Below are 25520 nucleotides of genomic sequence, written 5' to 3'. Positions count from 1 at the left end.
GATTATTTTAATAATACATTTACAACTCTTAAAAATCCAAGGTAAAAAAATGTCTCAAACAGTTTTAGAATTAAAGGATGTCTCCATATATCAAGGAGACAGCATGGTGTTGTCTGAAGTAAACGTGGAAATGCAAAAGGGTGATTTTGTATACCTTATTGGAAAAACAGGAAGCGGAAAAAGTAGTTTTATGAAAACGCTTTATGGCGATTTACAATTAACAGAAGGCGAAGGCCATATTGTAGATTTCGATTTGAGAACCTTAAAAGAGAAAGACATTCCATTTTTACGACGCAAATTGGGCGTTGTTTTCCAAGATTTTAAATTGTTACCAGACAGAACGGTGAATGGTAATTTGGAATTTGTTTTAAAAGCTACGGGCTGGAAGGACAAAAACGAAATTAAAGAGCGGATTGAAAAAGTATTAGATAAGGTGGCAATGAAAACCAAAGGCTTTAAATACCCTCACGAATTATCTGGTGGTGAGCAGCAACGTATTGCAATTGCAAGAGCACTTTTAAACGATCCTGAACTTATTTTGGCCGATGAGCCAACGGGTAATTTAGATCCGCAGACGAGTATTGAAGTTATGGAAGTGTTACGTGAAATCAACAAAAACGGCAATTCAATTTTGATGGCTACGCATGATTATGCCCTTCTTTTACGTTACCCAAGCAAGACCTTAAAATGTGACGAAAACAAGGTGTTTGAAGTGGTACAGCGTAAAGGTTAAATCCCTATCCAATCTAATAAGCGCTCCAATAATGGTTTTGTCGCTTCATTAGATTCTTCATTTTGAAATTCGACAATAAATACACCAAAATTCGCTGATGTTTTTTGTGCCGTGGCATTCAATGGACTTTCGTATGCCGTTAAATCCATTGGGAATTCTATAATCTGATTCGGATTTATAGTTCCTGATGCGATAATTTTCGATCTATTTTCCGCATCATATATTTTATAAGCTTTCTTCTTATCTACATTATACTTTGAAAAATCGACGGCGACATTCTTTGCTTGTTTGTCAAAAAGCACTACCGTAAAGCGATTCTTCCGATCAGCACTTGGCGTAACAGCCAACACAGGCTCTAAATCAAATTTACTGTTGTGCTCCCATTGGCTATTTTTATCCAGTTTCTGACCAGCTTGCCACTCTTGAAGTGTATACAATGTGTTATTATCTATACGGAATGCCTTTGATTTTTTGGTGTAAAAACGGTTGTTATCAAAATTCCAATTTGAAGTGTATGCCATTTCCTCTTTATTTAAAGCGACATATCCGGAATACACAATGTTATTTTTAAAGGTTAAAGATTTTACGTGAAGCAATCTTAAGGCATTATTCCTACCGATAATTACATTGTTCTGAACTAAAACATCTTCTATTGGAGCGCTACTTCTAAAGCCTAAAGTTAAAGAAGCCGCATCGCCATTGATTTCATTATTTACAAAATCAGTGTTATGGTAAAATACATTATCAAGTACTTTTATGTTTTTAGCGATGTTAATCCCATTCCGATCATCAGTGGCGATTATTAGATTATCTCGAGAGTTTCCAGAAATGGCACCACTATTAAAAATGATATTATTTATTAAGGTGATATTTTTAACAAACTCAAAATCCTTCCGTTTCCCAGCGGACCATACTTCGATGCCTTTGTAGTAATTATTATAGATGATATTGTTGCGAATTATCCTAGTCTGATCACTCTGATTCTGAACATACATGCCTTCTCCTGCGCCTTTACCCGTTTTGGCGACATAGCCGTTAAAATAAATAAAACAATCCTCTATAATTGTTCCGGCCGTATGTTTCCATGAGCCAAAACCTAATCCCGGATTATTATAAATTTTTAAATTAATGAATTTACAGTTTTCACCCGTAGTATGCGAAATGCCTTCACAAGCCTGAAAATCAGCGTCCCGTTCATCTCTTGAAAACTCTCCCAACCATGTAATTTCAAAATCCCTAAAAACCACCTGTCCTCCTTTTACTTGAAGCACGCCGTTACTTGTGGATTCTACATTCCCGTTCAGAACTACTCTTTCACCATTATATGGCATGACCGTAATATATTGGTTCGGTTTAGTGCTTTTGATGGTGCTCACAAATCGACCCGTATAAATACCTTCATGCAACCAAATAGTGTCCCCGCCATTAACAACTTCCGATTTTTGACTCAAGGCAGTTTGTAAATCCCATGGCATTGAAAGACTACCATCTCCTGAAGATTTCCCATCAGGAAACACATGGAATTCTTGTTGTGCCGTGGCACAAAAACTAAATAAAAGTCCGAAAAGTAATACGTAAAGTGTTCTCATAATTTTAAAAATACAATTACTGTACCGTTTTGATTTAACCAATTACAGGATACGTAATCACATGAGCACATTCAATCAGCGCTCCTTCTTAAATATTCATTTTTTAAAAGAAGTTTCACGAAAGCATTCTCTATAAAAAATGTATTTTTAAATTTAATTTAAAGGAATGATTTCGGTTTTAATCCCAGTATACAACTGCACTATTGTATCGCTTGTGAATACACTTCACCAGCAATTGAGTGCTGCAAAGTTGCCGTTTGAGATTATTGCCTGGGACGATTGCTCTAAAAGTCAATTTACTGCAGAAAATTCACAAATTGCGACCTTAGCCTTTACATCTTTTAAAAAGTCGACTGTCAATCGCGGCAGAATTCAAACCCGACAACTTTTAAGCGAAAAGGCCAATTATGATTGGTTATTGTTTTTAGATGCTGACGTCATCCCTAAAAATTCTGATTTCATAGAAAGCTACATAGAGTTCATCAACGGAAATCAGGATGCAATTTACGGTGGATTTGCCTATGAAGAGAAAACACCACCACGCGATTATATTTTAAGATGGACTTACGGAACAGCGAAAGAACAGGTTGATGCCACCATAAGAAAACAGAAACCGTATAAAATTGTCATCTCAGGAAATTTCCTGATAAAAAAAGAAGTGTTCGTAGCCTTAAATTCTCAAATAAAAGGCCAAAATTATGGGTATGATAATTATTTTGGAGCCTTGCTGAAAGAACAGAGTTATATAGTCAAACACATTAACAATGAAGTCTATCATTTAGGACTTGATACCAATGCAGACTATTTGAAAAAGACGGAACACGCAGTTGACACATTATTAACACTATTTAAAAACAAACAAATCACAAAAAGCGAGAATGACCTTCTGAAAACCTTTAAATTACTGAAAAGCTTCAAATTGAATTATACAATAGCCATTCTCTTCAAACGACTAAAGCCGCAATTAACCACTAATCTCCTAAGTTCAAGCCCATCCGTTACGCGTTTGCAATTTTACAAATTGGGGTATATGTGCTCTAAAGACCTTCAAAAATGACGCCCTATTTTTCCATCATCATTCCGCTATACAATAAAGAAACACACATTAAATCCACCATACAAAGTGTTTTGGATCAAACGTTTCAGGATTTTGAAGTGATTGTTGTCAATGACGGTTCAAGAGATGGCAGCAAAAGCGTTTTAGCTTCATTTTCTGACGATAAAATCTACTATTATGAGCAAGAAAACCAAGGAGTTTCTGCCTCTAGAAATCTGGCTATTTCTAAGGCAAAGTCAAACTATATTGCACTGTTGGATGCTGATGATCTGTGGGAACCTACGTATTTGGAAACCATTTATCAACTCATCCAATCATTTCCTGAATACTATGTTTTTGCCACGTCTGTGCTGATAGAAACGCCAAACGATGTGATTCCGTCAATATATTCCATTGATAATTTAAAGGATAATGACGTTTGTGTGCTGGACTATTTTGAATCGAGCACTATCAATTCGCTGCTGACAAGTTCCAGTGTGGTTTTGCATAAAAGTGTATTTGAAAAGATCGGCATTTATAATACGTCTATAAAAAATGGAGAGGATACCGATTTATGGATTAGGATAGGTATTCACTATCAAATTGTGTTCAAAAACCAAGCATTGGTAACTTACCGCTTTCAGGAACAAAGTCTTTCAAACAACGCAACGCGATTAATAGACAAACCTGCACTTGACAACTATGCACAGTTGGAAACCACCAATCGGGGTTTAAAAAAATTCTTGGATCTAAATCGGTTTTCAATGGCCATGCTGGCAAAGCTTGAAAACGACTCTTTGAGTTTTGAGTACTTTGAAAAAGCTATTGATTACGCAAACTTGAATAAGAAACAGCAATTTCTGTTAAAGCAGCCTGCATTCAGCATAAAACTATTCCATAAATTTAAAGGGCTTTTGCAATACTTAGGCATTCACTTAAGTGCTTTTAAATGATTTAAACTGATCGTAATCTCTGATATAATCAGCTTCCTCAAACGCCCCCGAAGCCAAAACCAAACACACGGCACCGGAAGAGAAATTTTCGAGTTCACGCCAAATTTTCGTCGGAATTAACAGTCCTTTATTAGGCTTATTCAACATGACTGTATGTTTTTCAACACCATCATCCAAAATCACATCAAAACTACCACTCAAGGCCACTAAAAACTCTGATTGCTCTTTATGCGCATGTCCACCGCGATACGAATCGCTGGGCACATCATATAAATAATAAACGCGCTTAATATCAAAAGGGATACAATCGTGCTCGATGACCGATAAGTTGCCACGCCTGTCTTCTATTTTGGGTATATCTATAAGTTTAAACATCTTGTATGTGATCTATTTCACCGGTTTGCTTCAATCTTTTATATGCTTGAATGCCTTTTAGTCCGATTTGGAATTTATTGAAAACCTCATTGGTAACAATGTAATTATGTCGCCAAATAAAAAAAATATATTTTGGCAACCAAAAATAACTCAAATTCCCATGAAACCGTTGTTGTAAGGCGGCTTTCGAAAATACGGCATCATCACTTCCCATTAATCGCCCAGAACTTTCATTAGGATGCTGTACAATGCTTTGAGACACGTGCACCATAGGGAGACCTTTATCAAAAGCATTACGAAGAAACACATATTCTTCACCTCCTTTAAATGTTGCGCCAAATCCGAAATGCGTATTATAATACATGTGATGGTGATGATAAACCTCTCTTTTAAATGAAATAACCCAGGTATAGATTTTCTGGAGCGTTGTTTTTGAATGTCGTCCTTCCGGACCATAATCGGTATAAGGTTTTCTGTGCTCATCTACAGCTTCAAAAGACACCATTGCAGCATCCGGATGTTTTAAATGTGCATCCAACACTGTGGTTTTTAAATTTGGCTGATACACAATATCATCATCAGCCATCACACAAATATCTGCAGAAGCATTTTTAATGGCGAGATTTCTACTTTTTGGAACACCAAACTCAAAGCAATTAATCACATTTATATGCTCAAAATCGGAAACCAATTGTTTGTCAGGTGTTGTTTGGTTGATAATTAAAATCCTAAAGTCTGTATGGTTATTGTGTTTGAACATGTCCCATAAAAAATCTAAGGACTCCCGATTCATGGTGGACACAAGGATTTCTATTCTTTGCAACTTAATGTTCATTATTAACCTTAAAACAGTTAGTATTAATTATTTTTGAAACAAATGTAATTGTTTTATGCGGATTCTATTGGTGGGCGAATACAGCCGACTTCATAACTCCTTAAAGGAAGGTTTGACGGCCTTAGGTCATGAGGTCGTGTTGATGGGCAATAAAGACGGTTTTAAAGATTATCCGGTCGATATTTACATCAACCAGTCGTTTCAAAACAAGTTCTTACATAAATTTAAAGTTGGTATTTATAAACTTTTTGGTATCGATTTAGGCAGCCTCGAAATCGCCTACAAGGTAAAAAAGAAACTAACATCCTTACCACGGTTTGATGTGGTGCAACTTATCAATGAATCATCATTTAGCATTCAACCTAAAGCAGAACTAAAGCTATTGCAGTTTTTAAAAACGAATACTAACAAACTGTTTGTTCTTTCGTGTAGTTATGATCATTCGAGTGTAAAACACATGCTCAACAATGGCTTTACTTACAGCGCCATGACGCCTTATTTAAATGATAGGTCTTTAAAGGACCATTATAAATTCAAGCTTCAATATTTAAATAAAGACTTTACAACCTTACACCATTACATTTTAGATCATACCAATGGTATCATTGCCACAGACATGGATTACCATTTGCCTTTGGTGGGAAATTCTAAGTACCGCGGACTCATTCCAAACCCTATCAATACCGATAAAATCGACTATTTACCGATGGACCTGGATGGTAAAATAAAAATCTTTCACGGGATTAATTCGCACGCAGCACTTACAAAAGGGAATGCTTATTTTACTGAAGCTTTAAAAATTATCGAGGAGCGCTATGCCGACAAAATAGCCATAATAGCCACCACCAATGTTCCATATAAGGACTATATCCAACGTTATAACAACTGCCATATTCTGTTGGATATGGTCTATGCGTATGACCAAGGATATAATGCCTTAGAGGCTATGGCGAAAGGCAAAGTGGTATTTACAGGAGCCGAACAGGAATGGTTAAACCATTATAATTTAGAGGAAGATTCTGTGGCCATAAATGCATTACCTGACGTTGCCTATTTAGTTGAAAAACTGAGTTGGCTAATTGAACATCCCGAAAAAATAAGCGCAATTTCTTTGCAAGCGAGAGCTTTTATTGAAAAAGAGCATCATTACAAAACCATTGCACAACACTATCTGAAAACCTGGACAAAATTCTAAGCTAATGTCCTAAGAAGTTTTGCCGGATTTCCACCAATAACCACATTGGCAGGAAAACTTTCCGTCACAATCGATCCTGCTGCCACTATACTATTTTCTCCAATAGAAACGCCTTTTAAAATGGTGACATTATTCCCAATGAACACATTGTTTGCGATGTTTACGCTTCTTGGAGTTGGATCAGGTTGATTGCGATTTGCGATGCCCAAATCATGGAAATTACTGTCATAAATGGTACAGTTCAATCCGATAAGCACATCGTCACCAATAGTTATCGCATCTTCTGAAACCACCGTAAATTGATTATTGATGCTCACGTTGTTACCAAAAGTTATAGCCGACTGTTCCGTACGCGCTTCAATATAGGCGTAGGTATTGTAAAACATAGGCGAATTGGCCACTCCAAATTTTACATTAGTCCCAAACCTGATGCTGCCATTACCTTTGCAAATGACTGGCTGAATATCCCTAAACGTTCCGCTGATACGTTCATTTGTAGACGCCCATCTGTAGAACAGTTTTCTGAAATAGTGCACAGCCGCCACAAGTTTTAATTTAAATGCCTTCATCATATGTCATAATTTTGACGACCAAATAACAGTTTTTTAAAGACGATTGCAATCACAATCGTATGAAGGGCGAAGTTAACAAAATGAGCTATAACCGCACCTTCAACACCATATAGATCAATAAAGTAAATACTGGCGAGATACAGCGTGACAATAGAAAACAGTTCGATGCCTAAATAATAAAGCACCATCTTTTTTGCAATCAATTGAAAGGCTATTACGGAAGAGATGACTTTCAGGAAATCGCCCAAAAGTTGCCATTTAAAGAGATGTGCTACAGGTTGGAACTCCTCCGTAAATAGCACCTGAATAATAAATGATCGAAAGAAATAAATAACAATCAAGGCCACTGCAAAAATTGGAATCACCGTTTTATAAAAGTGAACGACTTCCTTCCTAAACGCCACTGAAGTTTTAATTTCTGAAAAGCGTGGCAATATATACAGCGCGAGCAAAGAACTCACAAACATTAAATAATAATTTGAAATTCGCCTAATGGCTTCCCAGAATCCAGCATCCTTTAGACCGACATGATCTATTAAATAATTCCTGATAAGCACAAAAACAAGCGGCATAACCGTGGCGGTAAATAAAGCCATTACAGAATACGAACTCAAATTCTTAAGAATCTTCAGATTTACACTAGAGAGTCTGACGGTTTTAAAAAAATCAATGCTGTCAAAAAAACTGAATAAGGTCACAAAAAATAAGAGTCCAGGAATTACAACTGATGCTACCAAAGCCCCATCCAGCTGAGATTTCCAGATTAATAATAAAGTAATGGCAAGCCCAAATAGTTGACTGTAAATATTAATTTTAACCACAGTATTATATTTTGACAATCCGTTGATGATTGCAATCAGCACCAAATTTAGAGCCGTAAAAGGTAGTGCCAAAGCGAGAAATTTTATAACATACACATAGGACTGCGCACTGTTAAAAATCCATAGACTAATTGGTTCTGCAAACAAGTAAAACAGCAAAGACCCTAGTATTGACTTCATGAATACCGTTATTAAAACAGTACCAATAGCTTGCTTGAGTTTGGCATCATCTTTTTTGAATTCGGCAACATATTTTACAACCCCATTGGAAAAGCCTAGAGTGGCAAAAGACTCCGTAGTAGCCGCAAAATTTCTTAAATTCCCAATTAGTGCCAACCCTTCCGCCCCAATAAAGACAGCTATGGCTTTAGAAGTCATAAAACCTGCTAGCACTCTTATTAAAACAGCTACAGAATTAAATGAGGCTATTTTGAGAAGCAAGTTACTATTGAGATGATGTAAAATTCTTTTCAAAAGCCTTTGCTTTTTTGGTTGAGACTATTCATCTTGAGTACTAGGTAATACCCCAAAAAGTGAACTACTAAAAATTAACAATATAATTCCATAATGCATCACATAGCTTACAAAATGACCGATAACTGCCCCTTCAACACCAAAAATATCAATCAAATAGATGCTAGAGAGATACATCACAACTACTAGAAAAATTTCAATGATGATAAAATGTGTAAACATCTTTTTAGCAATAAATTGGTAGGCAATTACAATGGAAAGCACTTTCACAAAATCACCTAAAAGTTGCCATAAAAACAAATCTACTGTAGGTTGAAAAGCCTCAGAAAAGATTAAAGATACCAACACCGATCGCAAAACATAAATCACAACCAAGCCTACGGCGAAAATAGGAATTGTAGATTTATAAAAGCTGAACACTTCTTTTCTAAACTCTTGTTTACTGTCAATTTCACTAAATCTGGGCAAGAAATACAAAGTCATTAAAGAATTGATAAACATTAAATAATAATCTGAAATACGTTGCATGGCCTCCCAATGTCCTGCTTGTTTAATCCCGACCTGATCAATAATATAGTTCCTGATGAGAATTGAAACCAATGGAATGGCAATGGCGGTAATAAGACCCATTATGGCAAAAGGTCCCAATTTTTTTAAAATGCCTATGTTGACATTAGTCAGCTTAATGGACGGCGCCAAACTGCGCTGATTGACAAAACCTACAAAAGTGATTAGCAATATAAGTGATGGTGCTATTACTGCAGCAAGCAAGGCCCCATCTATATTATTCTGATAGATTAACAGCAAGGTCACCAATAGCCCTAAAACCTGACCAATAATATTAATAATGAGTAAAATTTTATATTTGGAAAAGCCATTCATTATGGCAAAGCTGAACATATTCAACGCATAAAAAGGCAGTGCGACTGCCATAATTTTAATTACATAAGCGTAATTGTAATGCGCAGAAAACAGGAAATCATTAATAGATTCAGCATTATAATATGTCAAAAAAGATATAAATATTGTAGCACTAAATCCTAAATAATACGCTGTAGACAAGGTTTGACTTAATTTTAATGCGTCGTTTTTATACTCTGCTATAGCCTTTACAAAGCCATTATAAAATCCAAGAATTGAAAATGTATGGATAGCGCTTAAAAAATTACGCATGTTTCCTATAAGTGCCATACCTTCCACCCCAATAAAAACAGCAATCGCTTTAGAAGTTAAAATTCCAGCAACTATTTTAGTTAAGATAGTTATCGAATTAAGATTGGCCACCTTAAATAACACTTGATCATTAATATAACGGTTAATTTTACTCATTGGTAGGTATTTATTATTTCAACAACTTTAGAAACCTCTTTATCTGTCATTACCGGGCTGATAGGAATACTAATTATAGTGTTATGAATAAGTTCTGTTATGGGCAAATGCTGACCTCTAAAATCTTTTAAGGCCTGTTGATGATGCGGCGCAATTGGATAGTGCATTACAAATTCTACATTATTTGCTCTGAGATACGCCATGAAGTTGGCACGATCAGTAATTCGAATCACAAACACATGAAACACATGATCTTTAGACCCATTATAGAACGGCAGTGTTATTTTTTTATTCTTAATCTCACTAAGATAGCGTTTCGCAATGTTCTGACGTCTGGTATTGTCAGCATCGAGAAATTTTAACTTAATATTTAAAAAAGCTGCTTGTAATTCATCTAGCCTGCTATTGACACCCACAATTTCATTACAGTATTTCTTTGAACTCCCATAATTGCGCATAAGTTTGAGCGTTTCAGCCAATTGTATATCGTTGGTTGTGACGGCACCACCATCTCCCAAGGCCCCCAAATTTTTGCTGGGATAAAAACTAAAGGCTGCTGCATGGGATAAATTGCCGGCTTTCCTAGAATTTATTGCGTCCACCGCACCATGTGCTTGTGCCGCATCTTCTACCACAAGTAAACCTCTAGACTCAGCAAGTGTGTTTATAAGAGTCATCGCATTTAATTGACCATACAAATGCACTACCAAAATGGCTTTTGTTTTGGATGTGATATGTTTTTCAATGTGTTGAGAAGAAAGATTATAGGTTTGAAGATCAGGTTCTACTAAAACTGGCTTTAAACCCGCATTGATAATAGCCAGAATGGAGGCTATATACGTGTTGGCAGGCACTATCACTTCATCATTAGGCCTTAGCTTACCTAGGTGCAAGTAGGACTTAAAGATTAATGTGAGTGCATCCAGACCGTTTGCGGTACCCACACAATGATCAGTCCCACAATAAGTGGCAAAATCTGATTCAAAACGCGCCACTTCCGACCCCAAAATATACTGCCCAGAATCTAAAAAACGCTTAAAACCTTTTTGAAATTCAGATTCAAAACGGGTATTTATTTTATGTAAATCTAGAAATTTAATCATACCAATACAGCATCCAGTTTTTTATAATTTCGTGTTTCAATAGTATAAAAATCTTGTGTTATGGTACGGGCGCCAAATCCTTCCTTCCAAAATTGGAGTCCGTAATTAATCTGTTGCCCATTGTTAAGGTTAGAAGTGCCAAAATCAAAATAAGGCTTGTCAACATACACTTCATTAATTAAAACGTTATGCAGCGCATCAAGGCTTCCCAATGTGTTTTTATCAGCATTTCCTGAAATGTATTGACAATGGGCCACATGCACCGTTTCAAAAATGGTTGCGCCTGCAACAATCTTACCATCATCATACACATTGAATTGCTTGATACTGTCAGGGAATTTCGATTTCAAAAATAATATGTCTTCGAGCGAATGTACCGGATGGGTGTTATGTTTTAGATTCAAATTAGGTTGTAAAATTAGGTTCCAGAAGGTCTCAAAATCATCGTCATTAACAATTTGTAAGTCATTTAACTTACCGCGTTTAATGCCTTCCCGTCTACTTTTGGAAAAGCGCAACCTATTTGTGTTTTCCACAACTGACAGCACGTCTCTCCGTTCTAGTTGTGCCTGTAATATAGCGCTCAAATAACGAATTTCGTCAGACGGGCCTTGATGATAAATTGTTGGAACTTCCTTTATATATAAATATCTAATCTTCTGGTCTGACAGAAACTTCAATAGTGTCCTAAAACTATTCAAAACCGATTTAAATGGAACATCAGCCGATAAAATTAAACCGCCGTAAGTTAAGCCTTGATGCGAATACAGTGTGTCTTCTACCCGGTGTGCTGGTACTACCCCAATCAATATATGGCCTTTAAAAAGAAGTAATGAAAAATCATCAAACCGATTGTTATGGTACTCCATAAAATCACGTTGAAATAAAAAGGTACCGTTTTTACTATTAATTATAAAGGTATCCCAATCTGATTTAAATTCAGGCTGGTATAAAGTAACAGTAAACTCTTTCAGGGCTGACACGAAATATTAATTAAGATATTTAAATGCGCATCCAAATTACAATATTTTTAGTGAGGGTCTTAAATTTGATTACATTTATTGACAATACAGGATAAGTTTTTGAGAGCCATACCAACACGTTTCATAAAAAAAAAGGAACTCCAAATGGAATTCCTTTTATATAATGTACCCAAAAACAATATTTTAGATATTCTTATTTCTCTTACGTTCAACTTCAGTCAAATATATTTTACGCAAACGAATATGATTAGGAGTTACCTCAACGTACTCATCTTTTTGGATATATTCCAACGCTTCTTCCAATGAGAATTTAATAGCTGGAATAATACGCGCTTTATCATCAGCACCTGAAGAACGGACGTTACTCAATTTTTTAGTTTTAGTTACGTTAACAGCCATATCATCACCGCGTGAATTTTCACCAATAACCTGACCTTCGTAAATATCTTCACCAGGATCAACGAAAAATTTACCTCTATCTTGTAATTTGTCAATAGAATAAGGAATTGCTTGACCTTTTTCCATAGACACTAAAGATCCATTTTGACGTTCTGGAATACCCCCTTTTAGTGGTTGATATTCTGTAAAACGGTGAGACATGATTGCTTCACCAGCTGTTGCTGTTAGTAATTGATTACGCAAACCAATAATTCCTCGAGAAGGAATAATGAATTTACACACCATACGTTCACCTTTAGCTTCCATACTGATCATTTCACCTTTACGTATAGTTACCATCTCTATCGCTTTTCCAGAAACAGCTTCTGGCAAATCAATAGTCATTTCCTCTACAGGCTCACATTTAACGCCATCAATTTCTTTAATGATAACTTGTGGTTGACCAATTTGCAACTCATACCCTTCACGACGCATGGTTTCAATCAATACAGATAAATGCAATACCCCACGACCAAACACCATAAACTTATCAGCACTGTCCGTTTCTTGAACACGTAATGCCAAGTTTTTCTCAAGCTCTTTAGTCAAACGATCCTTAATATGACGTGACGTTACAAACTTTCCATCTTTACCAAAAAACGGTGAATCGTTAATGGTAAATAACATACTCATTGTGGGCTCATCTATAGCGATTGTTTTCAATCCTTCAGGGTTTTCAAAATCAGCAACAGTATCGCCAATTTCGAAACCTTCCAATCCAACGATGGCACAAATATCGCCAGTTTGAACTTCTTCAACTTTTCTACGGCCAACGCCTTCAAAAACGTGAAGCTCTTTAATTTTAGATTTCACGACTTTTCCGTCGCGCTTTACCAAAGAGATGTTCATTCCTGTTCTTAATTCACCACGAGTTAATCTACCAATAGCAATTCTACCTGTAAAAGAAGAAAAATCTAAGGAAGTAATTAACATTTGTGTAGTCCCCTCTTCAATTTTTGGAGAAGGAATATGTTCAATCACCATATCTAATAATGGTTCAAGAGAATCGGTTGGATTTTTCCAATCCGTACTCATCCAATTGTTCTTTGCAGAACCGTATACCGTAGGGAAATCTAACTGCCATTCTTCTGCACCCAATTCGAACATTAAATCAAAAACGGATTCATGAACTTCTTCTGGGGTACAGTTCTCTTTATCTACCTTATTAACAACAACACAAGGTTTCAATCCTAAATCAAGAGCTTTTTGAAGTACAAATCGCGTTTGTGGCATGGGGCCTTCAAATGCATCAACCAATAACAACACGCCATCAGCCATGTTCAATACACGTTCAACTTCACCGCCAAAATCGGCGTGACCAGGGGTATCAATAACATTAATTTTTGTATCCTTATAAATAACGGAGATGTTTTTAGATGTAATGGTAATACCTCTTTCACGCTCCAAGTCGTTATTATCAAGAATTAAATCACCTGTATTTTCGTTTTCACGAAACGTTTTACAGTGGTACATAATTTTGTCAACCAACGTAGTCTTACCGTGGTCAACGTGTGCAATAATTGCAATATTTTTTATCTTTGCCATATATATGGTGCCATTTTTCAGCGTGCAAATGTACGCTAATTTTTTTTTACTAGTTGTTACCAAGAGAGGTGATTTTAATTTTTTTTTAGAGAAAATAAATTTTTGAACCTCTAAAATTGCCGTCCTAATTTATTGATGTACATAATTTTAACTTTTATCCGCTTTATATTTATTACGTACCACTTAAGGCTGCTGGACTTTAGAAGCTTCACGACTGAGCGTTTTAGCGTTTATTGCCAAAGCGCGATAACACCTAATATAATTCAATTTTAAGCCTTTTTGACAATATGCTTTTAAGCGATGTATAGCGTTTTTCTTGTCACATTTGGTCATCTAAGCTCATAACTCCATTATAAAAACCCTATAGCATTGCAATGGCTTCACACATTATTTTCCGTAACTTTGCATTTTTATAATATATAGCAGATGACTCTTAACGACGTTCCTAAATTAAAACATATAACTTCTGATAATTTCTTTTTACTCTGTGGCCCGTGTGCTATTGAAGGTGAAGAAATGGCGCTACGTATTGCAGAAAAAGTAGTGCGTATTACCAATGACCTAGAAATACCATATATTTTTAAAGGGAGTTTTAAAAAAGCAAATCGTAGCCGAATTGATAGTTTTACAGGAATTGGTGACGACAAGGCGCTTAGAATATTACGCAAAGTTTCTGAAACTTTTGATGTACCTACGGTTACGGATATCCATGAAATATCTGACGCAGCAATGGCAGCTGAATATGTTGATGTATTGCAAATTCCTGCGTTTTTAGTAAGACAGACAGATTTGGTGGTTGCTGCAGCAGAAACCGGAAAAGTAGTCAACCTTAAAAAAGGACAATTTATGAGTCCAGAAGCTATGAAGCATGCCGTACAGAAAGTGAAGGATGCTGGGAATGATAAGGCTTGGATTACAGATAGAGGTACCATGTTTGGTTACCAAGATATGATTGTCGATTTTAGAGGCATCCCTACTATGCGTCAATATGCACCAACAGTTTTAGACGTTACACATTCTTTGCAACAGCCTAATCAATCTATTGGTGTAACGGGTGGCCGACCTGATATGATTGAAACCATTGCAAGAGCTGGTATTGTCAATAATGTAGATGGGCTTTTTATAGAAACCCATTTTGATCCGGCAAATGCCAAAAGTGATGGCGCCAATATGCTTCATCTCGATAATCTAGAAAAACTACTGACTAATTTAGTTGCCATTCGAAAAGTAGTTAATAGCCTTTAAAATCCCCAAACTTAATGTTTGATCATATGAAGACACCACTAGTTGGTGCAATCTTTTTTTTGCTTATATTGAACTGTTATTCACAAGACAATTTGGCAACAAAAAAATATACAAAATCTCATAAACGAAAATTTTTAGTAAGTTGGGGTGGCAATAGAGCCGTTTATTCAAAATCTAATATTACTTTTAAAGGTCGCGGTTATAAGTTTACCATTCAAAATGCTACCGCGGGCGACAAACCTAAAGGATGGCATATTGATTATGTAAATCCATCGCGAATGACTATTCCACAAACCAATCTTAAATTGGGCTATTTTATTTCAGACCATTATGCCGTCTCAATTGGTGTGGATCATATGAAATATGTGATGACTAATAATAAAAGCCGAGTAATTGATGGTTTTATTAAATTGCCTTCTGAAGATGCTGGTGCCGTTTTTAATGGTGCTTATAATCATGAAGAGCTTATTGTTTCCAAACCATTTTTACGATTTGAACATACTGACGGACTTAATTTTATCTTTTCAGAAATTGCTAGATATGATGACATCTCTTCACTATTTCACATCCAAAATACTGATAAGTTTCAATTGAATATAATAGAAGCATTTGGCGCCGGCATATTATATCCAAAAACAAATAGCACACTCTTTAATCGCGAACGCCATGATGCTTTTCATTTATCCGGCTTTGGGATTTCGGCGAGTGCAGGTTTAAACCTAACGTTTTTTAAACACTTTTATATTCAATGTGATATTAAAGGCGGATATATAAATATGGGTGATATCAGAACAACACCCAACACTGGCGAAAGCGCATCACAACAATTTTTCTTTGCTGAAAGCATTTTTAGCATCGGCGGACTTTTTAGAGTATAATTATGATACAAATAAGACAAGCAACCCTGGACGATTTACCTGAAATTACCACAATTTTCAGAGATACCATACGCCACATCAACAGCAAACATTATTCTGACAAACACATTCAAGTTTGGTCTTCAGGGGCTGATGATATTGATGTGTGGAAGGAGCGCATTGAAAACCTTTATTTTATTGTGGCCGAAGTCAAAAATGAAATTGTAGGCTTTTCATATTTGAAAAACGGCTATTATTTGGATGGTCTTTATGTAAGTAAAAATTATCTACGACGCACCGTTGGGTCCAAATTATTACGCATAATGGAATCTAGGGTATCCATTAATGGATTTGAGGTTATAAAAGCGGATATTAGTACCAATGCCTTAGACTTTTTTGACAGTCATTATTATGAAGTTGATAAAAAACAGAAAAAAAATATTAAAGGTTTGGCGTTCCAAGTCTATTCTGTTTCTCGAGAACTATAAGTCAATGTTTAGGGTAATGAGTGTTTCTATACCCTCATTGCTGTTATAGTTCTATCCTTAAAAAGTAACTCCATACCAACGCTATGATCAGAAAATTAACTAGAGCGCTACTCTTTTGTATTTCACTATTAATTATTGGGGTTATGGCCATTAATTATTGGATAACCTATAAGACGCAAGATCAGCTTTATGACAAAAGTTCCCAAATCCCCAAAAATAAGGTAGGCCTGCTTTTAGGCACTAGCAAATATTTAAGTTCCGGATCTGTCAATCTGTATTATGCATACCGTATAAATGCAGCTGTAGCACTTTTTGAAGCTGAAAAGATAGATTACATTCTGGTAAGTGGCGATAATGGGAGCATTAATTATGACGAACCTACAACCTTTAAAGACGATCTTGTGGCGAGAGGCATACCAGAAGAGCGAATTTTCTTAGATTTTGCCGGCTTCAGAACATTAGATTCTGTGGTCAGGGCTAATGAAGTTTTCGGACTCTCTACATTTACGATCATTTCGCAGCAGTTCCATAATGAACGTGCCATCTTCTTGGCTAAACATTTCAACATTGACGCCATTGCCTATAATGCCAAAGATGTAAGTAATAGTTACGGTTTTAAAACAAAAATCAGGGAATATTTAGCCCGGACCAAAGCTGCTGCCGATGCCATATTTAATGTACAACCTAAATATTTAGGTGAAAAAATAAACATTGAATAAGGCAGCAATATCTAACCAACTCCACCTTAGTCAGTAAGATAACCGAAGGCTATTGATACACTTGACAATATAGGAGATTGATAAATTTTAAACCACTTAAATTAATCTCCCAGAGGTTATATTACTGTTTAAATAGCTGGTAATAACCGGAGAATACATCATTGGTTGATGCTATTAAAGTCTTGATTGACATTTTAAAATCTTAATTCAGTGTCCATCCAGATAACTTTGTAAATAACTAAACCGCTCTGTTAAACGCCTATTTGAAGTCACCTTAGCTCGTTTCAGTATACCGCGTTCATCCCCGTTGAAAAATGCCGGAATGACATTGTCCAAAAACATATCTCCGAAACCTTCGCTTGCATCTTTTGGCAACTCGCATGGTAAATTATCAACAGCCATTACACTTATAGCACCTGTTGCATCAAATGCAACCTCGTTCTCATTTTTTGCATCATAGCCGTAAAATGGATTGGCAATTGTAGAGGGTCTTATGGTTGAAGCTATAGGTCCATCAATATCGCAACTGATATCAGCAACAAAATTAATCCTGAACTCAGGTGATTTTGCGTCTTCTCGTGTATATAAGTAAGGTGCATTATTGCCATAAAAGTGCCCCGCAATAAACAGGTCCGTGGCTTTAGCATAGGCCATAAAGTTACTTTCGTAACCTGTAGGGTCTTTATAAAACTGCTGCTTGTTGCCCACCTTGCCGTCTTTTCGCTTGTTATACTCCATAACATCTACCATACAGTACACCGGTTCTGTAAATTCTGAAGTGAGATACAGGGCATCACTGACTTCCTTAATTTGAAGGTGATCTAGTATTTCTTTTGCGCCATAAGCTACTTTTCCAGTTCCTGAAAGTAAAATTTTAATGTTTGGCACCTTTATTTTATCAAGCTCAGCCTTAACAGCATTTAAATCAGAGAGCGCTTCTACTTTAGGTAGTTTATATAGATGATCTCGAAGGCCTAACCCTCTAAATCCGTTGTATGCACCAACTAGCCCTGCATAACGTCCAAAACCTATCAGTCGTGCCCCACTCTTTTTTACAATGGTTTCATGATCAAAAAGCTCAATATTATTTTCGATAATGGCCTGAAGGAGCCCCCTATTATAAGGTTGTTTTTTTATGGTGTGTGAAAAGAAAAAGTATTTTTTATTTGGGATTAATGCCTCGATTGGGACCTCCTTAACTCCAAGCATCACATCAGCACTAGACACATCATCAGTCACTTCAAAACCCAGCGCTCTATAAGCAGCATCCGGAAAAATCCGGACCTCACTCGCCTCTACTATAAACTCTGCATCGGGAAATTGCATCCTGGCTTCCGCTAATTTTTCAGGTGAAAATACAACACGTCTGTCTGGTGGGTTTTTACGTTCTTTGATGATGGCAAATTTCATTGACAATGATGATTATGAATGTGTTTTAAACAGAAACTCCAGTAGTTATAGATTAAAAATTATGAGTCAATTTAAAATCTACAAACCATTTGCCACGAAAATAAGTGGATTTGAAACATTTAACAAAAAAATACCTACTAAACTAACCTTAGCTCTCAAGACACGAGGTAATTTAGCAAAATGAGAGGCAATTTTTACTTCTTTTTTAAGAGAGGTTTTTCATAAAATGTAAGTCGGATACCGAGAAGTAATACTATTCCGCCAATGACCATTTGCAATGAAATTTGTTCATCTAACAACCACCACGCCAAAATGGACGCCAATACCGCCTGCCCCAACAAACTTACAGACACTCTTGTAGCTCGCATGTGTTTTGTGGCAAAACTAATTAGTAACCACGCCAGAAGCTGACATACAATCCCCTGAATAGCCAACACCAACCAACCGTTATAAGAAAATCCGCTGAAGGGCTCATCCAAGACATAACTTAAAATCCCAAGTGCAACCACTGAAGAAACGAGGCTGACGGTCATAAATGTCATGACCTCCAATTCTCCCAAAATGCGCTTACTGGTTAACATATAGACTGCATAGAGCATTCCTGAAAGGATACCAAACATAAAGGCCAGATTAAAATCGAGGTTCAGAAACAAATCAAAGCCCACCAACAGCACCATGCCTGCAATTGCGACAACGGTACCAATCCAAAAATTCTGCTTTGGCTTATCCTTTAAAAACAAAAATGCACCAATGCCTACCCATACCGGTGACAAATTGGTTAACAGCGTTGCCTGTGTAGCAGTAGACTCTTGAATAGCTATATTCCACACCCCCACATCCAAACCAAAAACGACACCACAAATAACCGCTAACCAGAATGCTTTACGTGAGGTAACTTTAAATTGTTTTGTGATGAAAACATAAGGCACCAAGATTGCAGACGCAATGGCCATTCTATAAAAAGCAGATACCAATCCAGGTGTTAAATTCAACTTCACCAAAATTGGAAAAATTGAAATACATATGATTCCAACAGCGAGGGCAATTCTTGGTTTTGTCATAGGAGAACTACTTAAATTTTTAAGACCGCAAAAGTATGATTTATGTCTTATATCCTATTATATTAAATAGTCTATTATTGATACTATATTATCCCAATTTTTACAAATATGCATTGTCATAGGAAAAAATGATATTACAATAATTTATTCTAAAACTTTTCCTGGGTATGGCAGTCAGTTTGACATCTATTGAAAATTCTTTTGACATGGCATACTTTTTGAAATAAAGAAGATGGTTGCAAGATTAGAAGAAGTTTTTTGATAACTTTGCAACTGCGTTAGATTATAAGCTCCGAGTTATCGGAACTTATACCTTGACAAAAATAAAAAATTACTATTACAATATTTGGGGTCGACTGGTTTTGACAGCGAGATTTATTGAACGGTAAGCACGTCGTGTAATGAAATTGAAACACGTAAAAGACTATTTCACACTTTTAAACGGCGAGAATAACTACGCTTTAGCTGCATAATCTGAATCACAGTAAGATTTGCTAATCTCTACTAGGTAGGGAAGCTAAATGTCTCTTGAAAGCCCTGGTCAGCGGCGGTCAGCTCAGAGACATCGTAAATGTTGACATAGAGAGTGAAGCGCTTCGATTTGCTCTTGAAACTAAGAAGATAAGTTGTAAGTGGGTTGTCTTTAACCAGCTTGCAATCGAAAACCCAAGAAAAGAATAAGCGTGTAGAAGGCCCTTTAGTAACTTGTTTGGACGAGAGTTCGATTCTCTCCGACTCCACAATCAATCACAACTGGAACGTGATTTGAAACATAAGAAATCCGCCAAGCTTGCTTGAGCGGATTTTGTTGTTTTAAAGTACCTGGACTGAAAGGACAGCCAGTTGTAATTGCAGAATTGGAGTGATTGAGAACAACGTAGTTAATCTCTCCGACTCCAGTTTTGGGGTGCCAAAACTCACTAAAAACCCTGTAAAACTATGCCTTACAGGGTTTTAAATTTTTTTTTCATGTAAATGCAACTCATTTCATCTTAAGACCAATTTGCATAGCTATATGACGTTTCAAAATAACTCTCGTTAAACCTATCATTCCAATACTTATCAACGCTTTACAAAATTTAAAATCTTATACTTATAGATACTATATTCATGTTTTTAAGTCATTACAATTGGCCTGAAACTATAAGAACCTTTGCTTTGGTCGTGAAAAAGCTAATTTTTATTTATGGTCTTTTTAAACGTTCGAAAATAAAAATATTTAAATCCAGTTACAAATAAAAGCGCTGGAACAAATCCTGAAATAAAAACCAATATTCTCCCCAGCAATCCAGCGATTTCTCCAATATGAACAGGATACATTTGTGCTGCTATTTGTTCGCTAACCGGATCACTGTCAAATGAGGCAACATTAATGACTTTACCATTTTGATCTACTTTTAATTCCTTGGTTCTTCTAAGTCCGGGAACAATAAAACGATCCTTGATATACCTAAATTGATATGTTCCATTTGCATCGTGTGGAACGTAGATGGCACGGAGTGCATAATTTTTATCCGGATTCTCCAATAAATCTTGCAAGTCTAAGACATTGTCGGTTTTCATATCTTTTTCAGGTTTGGTGTTTTCCATAAAGCCATCTGTCAGTTTAAAACCCTCTTTATAATAAGTGTTATAGGTAAAATAACCACCAGAAAAAGCCATGAGCATCAAAGGCATAAAAAAGAAAAACCCGAAGGTTTTATGTAGGTCATAATTAACCCGCTTCTTATTTCGTTTCCATTTAATCTTAATCCCTTTTTTTATATTTTCTTTATATTTTTTCCACCATATAAACATTCCAGAGGTGAGAAGGAAAACGAAAAACAAAAGAGCACTTCCACCCACAATATATTTACCTATTTCAGGAATGCCTAGGGTTCGATGGATATGTATCAAATCTTCGAAAAATGATATAGAAACAGACTTTTGACCTAAAACTATTCCATTTTCAGGATGATAATACAGGGTTTCTCCAGTGGTATAGACAATGGAAATTGTTTGCTGTTCCCGATAAGGAAGAAATATTTTAGCTACAGAGTCCTTTTGGTTTTCATAAAGTGCCAGTGAAGTTTTTAAGATTGATGCTTCCGAAATAGTATCAAAAGCATCTACCTGGAGTAATTTTGGATTTAAAGCGGCCGTTATCTCTGGCTGCCATACGTATAAAGCACCGGTGAGTCCTGATATAGATGCTATAAGACCACATGACAACCCTAGATAAAGATGTATTTTCTTGGCTATTTTAGGGAAAAGCTTCACGAGTTAAGTTTAGTTGTATTAGGGAGTTGTTGCTTATACAATGAGATATAGTAATTGCCTGCCTTATTTAAAAATTATATGTGATTCCTATTTTGGCATTCGCGCCTTCCCCTACTGCTGTAAAAGATCTTAATGGTGCAGCCCATTGCGATCTCGCTGGTAAATAATACTCATTAAACAGATTGTTTACACCTAACGAAATATCTAAATTATCCATTATTTCGTAACGCGCAGAGAGATTGACCAAGGTGTAGCCATTTACAGGAAATTCAGTATGTCTAAAAGCATAATTCCCGGCTGCATCCTGAAATGGATCAAATCTTTTTCGATCACTTAAGTTGATCACATTCAAAGTAGCACTTAACTTGCTGATTGGCTTCCATGTAGCATAGGCGGTTAACTTAGGCGCAGAAATAACATCTCCACCAACATAGCTCAAGTTGTTTTCATCTCCTTTAGAATTCTTTAGTCCTTCCACATAGGAATAGGATGTCCCTATGATCAATTTATTATTTGGAAACTTATAATCGAGTGACAATTCCCCTCCGAATATCTTTTGAGGCTGCTCCGAAGGTATAAAAGAATTTAACTCATCACTGAATGAAACACCGGTACCCAAATTTGAAGTGCTATAGTACCCCACCGCTTCTAGGCGGAAATTATTGAATTTAGAAATAAACCCGAATTCATAATTATTGGTAACAGCTGGTTCCAATTGAATATCGTTAATGTTTTCAGCTACCGCAGATCTTAAAATAGATCCCAAATCGGCAATGGAGAAGCCTTGGGAATAACTGATGTATGGAATAAACTCCTGGTGTTCTATAAACCGGACCCCCAAATTAAAAGCTATATTATTAAACGCCAGCTCGCCACCTTGAACGGCTATGGAAGGATTAAAGTTTCCGTCGCCTTTTGGAGAATAGGGTAACGTGCTGTAATCTACAATATCCATTTTTAAATCGTCATACCGTACTCCTGCCTTAAATACCCATTTTTGATCCATCTTGAAGGTGGTTTGTAAATAAGGAGCCACGCCCGTAAGTTCTATATTTGGTACCCACAGCCTGCCATCTAATAGTCCTTGATTAGTTTTATCCCTTAATAAATCAAGACCATAGATAAATGATAGATCCATAACATTGTTAAAATTGAATCTGGTATTAAAATTTGGCCTCAGTCCATATTTTTCTGAATTGATTACAGATTGACCTCCATTCTCAAATTTATCAGAATAAAAGAAAATACTTTTGGCTTTTGAATAATAGAGATCGGTCTCAAAATCTGTAGTACCAGAAAATATAGAATTTAAATTATATTTTAACCTTCCGTTTATCAATTGTGAACCTGTAGGTTCTTCTCCAGGAATGGATCCTTCCACACCATATCCGGGAGTTAATTGGAAGTCTCCATCCTTATTTAATACCGAAACTTCTGCAAATACTGGGATAAAAGGTGAATCTTGAAGCGATTTATAAAAGTTGCCATTGAGAGTCAATTTTTGATTTTCAGCAAGTACATATTCTAGTTTGCCATAAACACTATAAATATCTGTATTGTCAAAACCGTAAGTTGGAAGAAGTGGAACTCCTTTTGCATTATATTTGTTTCCGGTTTGTTCTATACTTCCACTAACGTAGTAATTAAATTTATCTATTTGACCCGTAAGGGATTGATATACTCCATAACCCAGTGCGTTATCTGATTTAGAAAGTTGAGAGGTGCCCCAAATATTGGTAATTCCGCTTATTTTTTCAGCAGTATTGGGGTTTTTGGTAATATAGTTGATAAAGCCACCATTTCCGCCGTTACCGAATATTGAAGTTGCACCTTTTATTACTTCAACCCGACTTATATCATTGGGGTTAATACTCTTAATTCCCAATTGTCCATTTCTCAGAGGAGTAGATTGAGGAATTCCATCTACCATTACCAATAAAGATCGACCTCTTAAGGTTTGTCCCCAATTGGAAAAAGTGCCTGTACTCACGGCCAATCCAGGAACGGTAAATGCGAGGATGTCATTGATATTAGATGTAAGCTGCGTGAATTCTTGGAGTTTGACCGAATTTACAACGGTGACAGATGCTGGAATTTCCGAGAGATATTCTGTTTGCCTACTGGCTGAAACGATAACTTCGTCCAGACTACCAAAATCCTCTTTTAAGATAGAGTTGAAGGTTACCGAACCATTGGAGGAGAAATTTAATTTTTCCTTTTTTGTTTTGTAACCCATCATTCTTATCGTTACTGTCCAGGTTCCTTCTGGAATGTCCGATAAGGTGTAGAATCCATCAAAATCTGATGTAGTCCATTTTTGTAATTCTTCAACATATATCGTTGCACCAGGTACTGGTTCCGTTGCTTCGCTTGTAATTTGTCCATTTAGGGTAGACTGGCAAAATGTTTTTAAAGAAATTAAGAGAAGGGCAGTCAATAAATAGTATTTCATTATTCTTATTTAGATTAGTTAAAAATAGTGAGCAAATATAAATACTGAAAATTACCTTGACAAGAAAAAATTTGGCTTTTTTAATATCTCTAATTTGAGTCATTGGAAATCATCAAATAGGTCGGGCTAAAAGAAGGTGAACCCTTATATTTTTAACGTCATGTGTCACCACATTCAATTTAAATGGTTTGTGTAAAATAGACCTAATGCTTTAATAGAAAAAGATTAAATTCGTTAAGACACAAATAAGTTGTAAACAATTTAAGTATGTTTAGATATTTTTAACCTCAATTATAACGAACCAATAACCTATAAGAAAAATATATTTTAATATTATCAATGTGTTTTTTATCGTGTTCAAATAATAATGAGAAAATTGCAAGTATCACTCCAGAATTAATAGGAACGTGGGAACTCATTTAAATCTTAGAAAACCTTGGTAACGGAAGTGGAGTTTAGAAAAGTATTGAAGTGAAAAAACCATGGAGTTTTTTAACAATCGATCTTTCATAATGAATGGACTTTTATCAAGAAAACAAGCAAATGATGCAGCTCATTTATAGTTTATGATTAACGAAGACTCACTACAATTGAATTGTCTAAGACATTCAAATTGATCGCATATATAAGCTCAATATATTAAAGTGCTAGACACATCACGCCTTTTTACCACCTAAAAAGCTAGCCACTAGTGCGACAATCCCTAATCCTATAGTGATATAAGAATTGGTATTATCTTGTGCTTCAACATTTAGCGGCCCAACACTTATTGAGGCTTCTGGAGCAATCAATGTGTAAATACCATAAATTAATAGCACAATTCCGGCGACCATTAAAATTGTTTTGACGGTGTTATTCATTATAATCAAGTTTAGTTAGTGGTAAAAGATAATGAATATAAGGAAAAGAGAACAGTAATTGACAAATCAAAATTCAAACTGTTATATAAATAATTATTGTTAACTCTATTTATAATCTTCCTACTGTCTCAAATGATTCTAGTAAAATATTATATGCATCATTCATTTGAGATAAGATAACATCGCAA

At 35.9% G+C, this 25520-nt stretch carries 22 protein-coding genes and 1 other RNA gene; 9 read left to right on the top strand and 14 right to left on the bottom strand.

The window, feature by feature from the left end:
- Nucleotides 1-49 precede the first annotated feature (49 nt).
- On the top strand, nucleotides 50-733 hold the full coding sequence (locus BXY82_RS07540) for a cell division ATP-binding protein FtsE (protein ID WP_133757596.1): 684 nt from the start codon (nucleotides 50-52) through the stop codon (nucleotides 731-733).
- Here the strand turns inward: BXY82_RS07540 and BXY82_RS07535 are convergent.
- A complete protein-coding gene (locus BXY82_RS07535) occupies nucleotides 730-2322 on the bottom strand; it encodes a right-handed parallel beta-helix repeat-containing protein (RefSeq protein WP_133757595.1) in 1593 nt (530 codons plus the stop codon). The genes BXY82_RS07540 and BXY82_RS07535 overlap by 4 nt on opposite strands.
- Before the next feature lie 166 nt (nucleotides 2323-2488).
- On the opposite strand from BXY82_RS07535, the gene BXY82_RS07530 reads away from it, so the two are divergent.
- Both BXY82_RS07530 and BXY82_RS07525 read left to right on the top strand, forming a co-directional pair.
- Nucleotides 2489-3379 carry a glycosyltransferase family 2 protein gene (locus BXY82_RS07530; protein WP_133757594.1) on the top strand — a complete coding sequence of 297 codons (891 nt, stop codon included), beginning with the start codon at nucleotides 2489-2491 and terminating at the stop codon, nucleotides 3377-3379.
- A complete protein-coding gene (locus BXY82_RS07525; protein ID WP_133757593.1) occupies nucleotides 3376-4311 on the top strand; it encodes a glycosyltransferase family 2 protein in 936 nt (311 codons plus the stop codon). Before BXY82_RS07530 ends, BXY82_RS07525 begins: the two co-directional genes overlap by 4 nt.
- On the opposite strand, the gene BXY82_RS07520 is transcribed toward BXY82_RS07525, so the two are convergent.
- Entirely contained in the window at nucleotides 4294-4686 is a 393-nt protein-coding gene (locus BXY82_RS07520) for a sugar 3,4-ketoisomerase (protein WP_133757592.1), read from the bottom strand. The two genes, BXY82_RS07525 and BXY82_RS07520, sit on opposite strands and share 18 nt — an antisense overlap.
- On the bottom strand, nucleotides 4679-5521 hold the full coding sequence (locus BXY82_RS07515; RefSeq protein WP_133757591.1) for a glycosyltransferase family A protein: 843 nt from the start codon (nucleotides 5519-5521) through the stop codon (nucleotides 4679-4681). The genes BXY82_RS07520 and BXY82_RS07515 overlap by 8 nt, the downstream gene beginning before the upstream one ends.
- Nucleotides 5522-5576: 55 nt before the next feature.
- Between BXY82_RS07515 and BXY82_RS07510 the strand changes: the two genes are divergently transcribed.
- Nucleotides 5577-6716 carry a glycosyltransferase gene (locus BXY82_RS07510; RefSeq protein ID WP_133757590.1) on the top strand — a complete coding sequence of 380 codons (1140 nt, stop codon included), beginning with the start codon at nucleotides 5577-5579 and terminating at the stop codon, nucleotides 6714-6716.
- Here BXY82_RS07510 and BXY82_RS15645 read toward each other — a convergent pair.
- The 6 genes from BXY82_RS15645 to typA all read right to left on the bottom strand — a co-directional run bounded on the left by BXY82_RS15645 (nucleotide 6713) and on the right by typA (nucleotide 13981).
- Nucleotides 6713-7288, bottom strand: coding sequence for an acyltransferase (locus BXY82_RS15645; protein ID WP_133757589.1), 576 nt, complete (start codon nucleotides 7286-7288; stop codon nucleotides 6713-6715). The two genes, BXY82_RS07510 and BXY82_RS15645, sit on opposite strands and share 4 nt — an antisense overlap.
- Nucleotides 7285-8583 carry an O-antigen translocase gene (locus BXY82_RS07500; protein WP_133757588.1) on the bottom strand — a complete coding sequence of 433 codons (1299 nt, stop codon included), beginning with the start codon at nucleotides 8581-8583 and terminating at the stop codon, nucleotides 7285-7287. The genes BXY82_RS15645 and BXY82_RS07500 overlap by 4 nt, the downstream gene beginning before the upstream one ends.
- Before the next feature lie 24 nt (nucleotides 8584-8607).
- Nucleotides 8608-9912 carry an O-antigen translocase gene (locus BXY82_RS07495; protein ID WP_133757587.1) on the bottom strand — a complete coding sequence of 435 codons (1305 nt, stop codon included), beginning with the start codon at nucleotides 9910-9912 and terminating at the stop codon, nucleotides 8608-8610.
- The gene (locus tag BXY82_RS07490) at nucleotides 9909-11015 is read right to left on the bottom strand and encodes a DegT/DnrJ/EryC1/StrS family aminotransferase (RefSeq protein WP_133757586.1); all 1107 of its coding nucleotides are present in this window, start codon (nucleotides 11013-11015) and stop codon (nucleotides 9909-9911) included. The genes BXY82_RS07495 and BXY82_RS07490 overlap by 4 nt, the downstream gene beginning before the upstream one ends.
- A complete protein-coding gene (locus tag BXY82_RS07485; RefSeq protein ID WP_243835739.1) occupies nucleotides 11012-11998 on the bottom strand; it encodes a GNAT family N-acetyltransferase in 987 nt (328 codons plus the stop codon). Before BXY82_RS07485 ends, BXY82_RS07490 begins: the two co-directional genes overlap by 4 nt.
- Nucleotides 11999-12181: 183 nt before the next feature.
- Nucleotides 12182-13981 (bottom strand): translational GTPase TypA, encoded by a 1800-nt coding sequence (typA, locus tag BXY82_RS07480; protein ID WP_133757585.1) that lies wholly within the window; start codon nucleotides 13979-13981, stop codon nucleotides 12182-12184.
- A 426-nt stretch (nucleotides 13982-14407) separates the two neighbouring features.
- Here typA and kdsA point away from each other — a divergent pair, with 426 nt between their 5' ends.
- The 4 genes from kdsA (at nucleotide 14408) to BXY82_RS07460 (ending at nucleotide 17290) form a co-directional block, all read left to right on the top strand.
- Complete coding sequence (gene kdsA, locus BXY82_RS07475) at nucleotides 14408-15226, top strand: 3-deoxy-8-phosphooctulonate synthase (RefSeq protein WP_133757584.1); 819 nt, start codon at nucleotides 14408-14410, stop codon at nucleotides 15224-15226.
- A 26-nt stretch (nucleotides 15227-15252) separates the two neighbouring features.
- Nucleotides 15253-16104, top strand: a complete 852-nt coding sequence (locus BXY82_RS07470; protein WP_133757583.1) for a hypothetical protein — start codon at nucleotides 15253-15255, stop codon at nucleotides 16102-16104.
- A 2-nt stretch (nucleotides 16105-16106) separates the two neighbouring features.
- Complete coding sequence (locus BXY82_RS07465) at nucleotides 16107-16571, top strand: GNAT family N-acetyltransferase (protein WP_133757582.1); 465 nt, start codon at nucleotides 16107-16109, stop codon at nucleotides 16569-16571.
- Between the two features lie 83 nt (nucleotides 16572-16654).
- Nucleotides 16655-17290, top strand: a complete 636-nt coding sequence (locus BXY82_RS07460) for a SanA/YdcF family protein (protein ID WP_133757581.1) — start codon at nucleotides 16655-16657, stop codon at nucleotides 17288-17290.
- A gap of 207 nt (nucleotides 17291-17497) precedes the next feature.
- Here BXY82_RS07460 and BXY82_RS07455 read toward each other — a convergent pair whose 3' ends face one another.
- Entirely contained in the window at nucleotides 17498-18700 is a 1203-nt protein-coding gene (locus BXY82_RS07455) for an NAD(P)-dependent oxidoreductase (protein ID WP_133757580.1), read from the bottom strand.
- A 194-nt stretch (nucleotides 18701-18894) separates the two neighbouring features.
- Nucleotides 18895-19761, bottom strand: a complete 867-nt coding sequence (locus tag BXY82_RS07450; protein ID WP_133757579.1) for a DMT family transporter — start codon at nucleotides 19759-19761, stop codon at nucleotides 18895-18897.
- Nucleotides 19762-20109: 348 nt separating this feature from the next.
- On the opposite strand from BXY82_RS07450, the gene ssrA reads away from it, so the two are divergent.
- Nucleotides 20110-20504, top strand: a transfer-messenger RNA (tmRNA) gene (gene ssrA, locus BXY82_RS07445).
- 430 nt (nucleotides 20505-20934) lie between these two features.
- Here ssrA and BXY82_RS07440 read toward each other — a convergent pair.
- From BXY82_RS07440 to BXY82_RS07430, 3 genes are all read right to left on the bottom strand, one after another.
- Entirely contained in the window at nucleotides 20935-22020 is a 1086-nt protein-coding gene (locus BXY82_RS07440; RefSeq protein WP_133757578.1) for a PepSY-associated TM helix domain-containing protein, read from the bottom strand.
- A gap of 67 nt (nucleotides 22021-22087) precedes the next feature.
- Entirely contained in the window at nucleotides 22088-24472 is a 2385-nt protein-coding gene (locus tag BXY82_RS07435; protein ID WP_133757577.1) for a TonB-dependent receptor, read from the bottom strand.
- A 656-nt stretch (nucleotides 24473-25128) separates the two neighbouring features.
- The gene (locus BXY82_RS07430) at nucleotides 25129-25332 is read right to left on the bottom strand and encodes a hypothetical protein (RefSeq protein WP_133757576.1); all 204 of its coding nucleotides are present in this window, start codon (nucleotides 25330-25332) and stop codon (nucleotides 25129-25131) included.
- Nucleotides 25333-25520: the final 188 nt, after the last annotated feature.

Origin of the sequence: Gelidibacter sediminis (assembly GCF_004364975.1) — a bacterium.
Taxonomy (GTDB): Bacteria; Bacteroidota; Bacteroidia; order Flavobacteriales; family Flavobacteriaceae; genus Gelidibacter; species Gelidibacter sediminis.
Note: the sequence above shows the minus strand (reverse complement) of the source record. Positions and strands in the feature narration are given on the sequence as shown.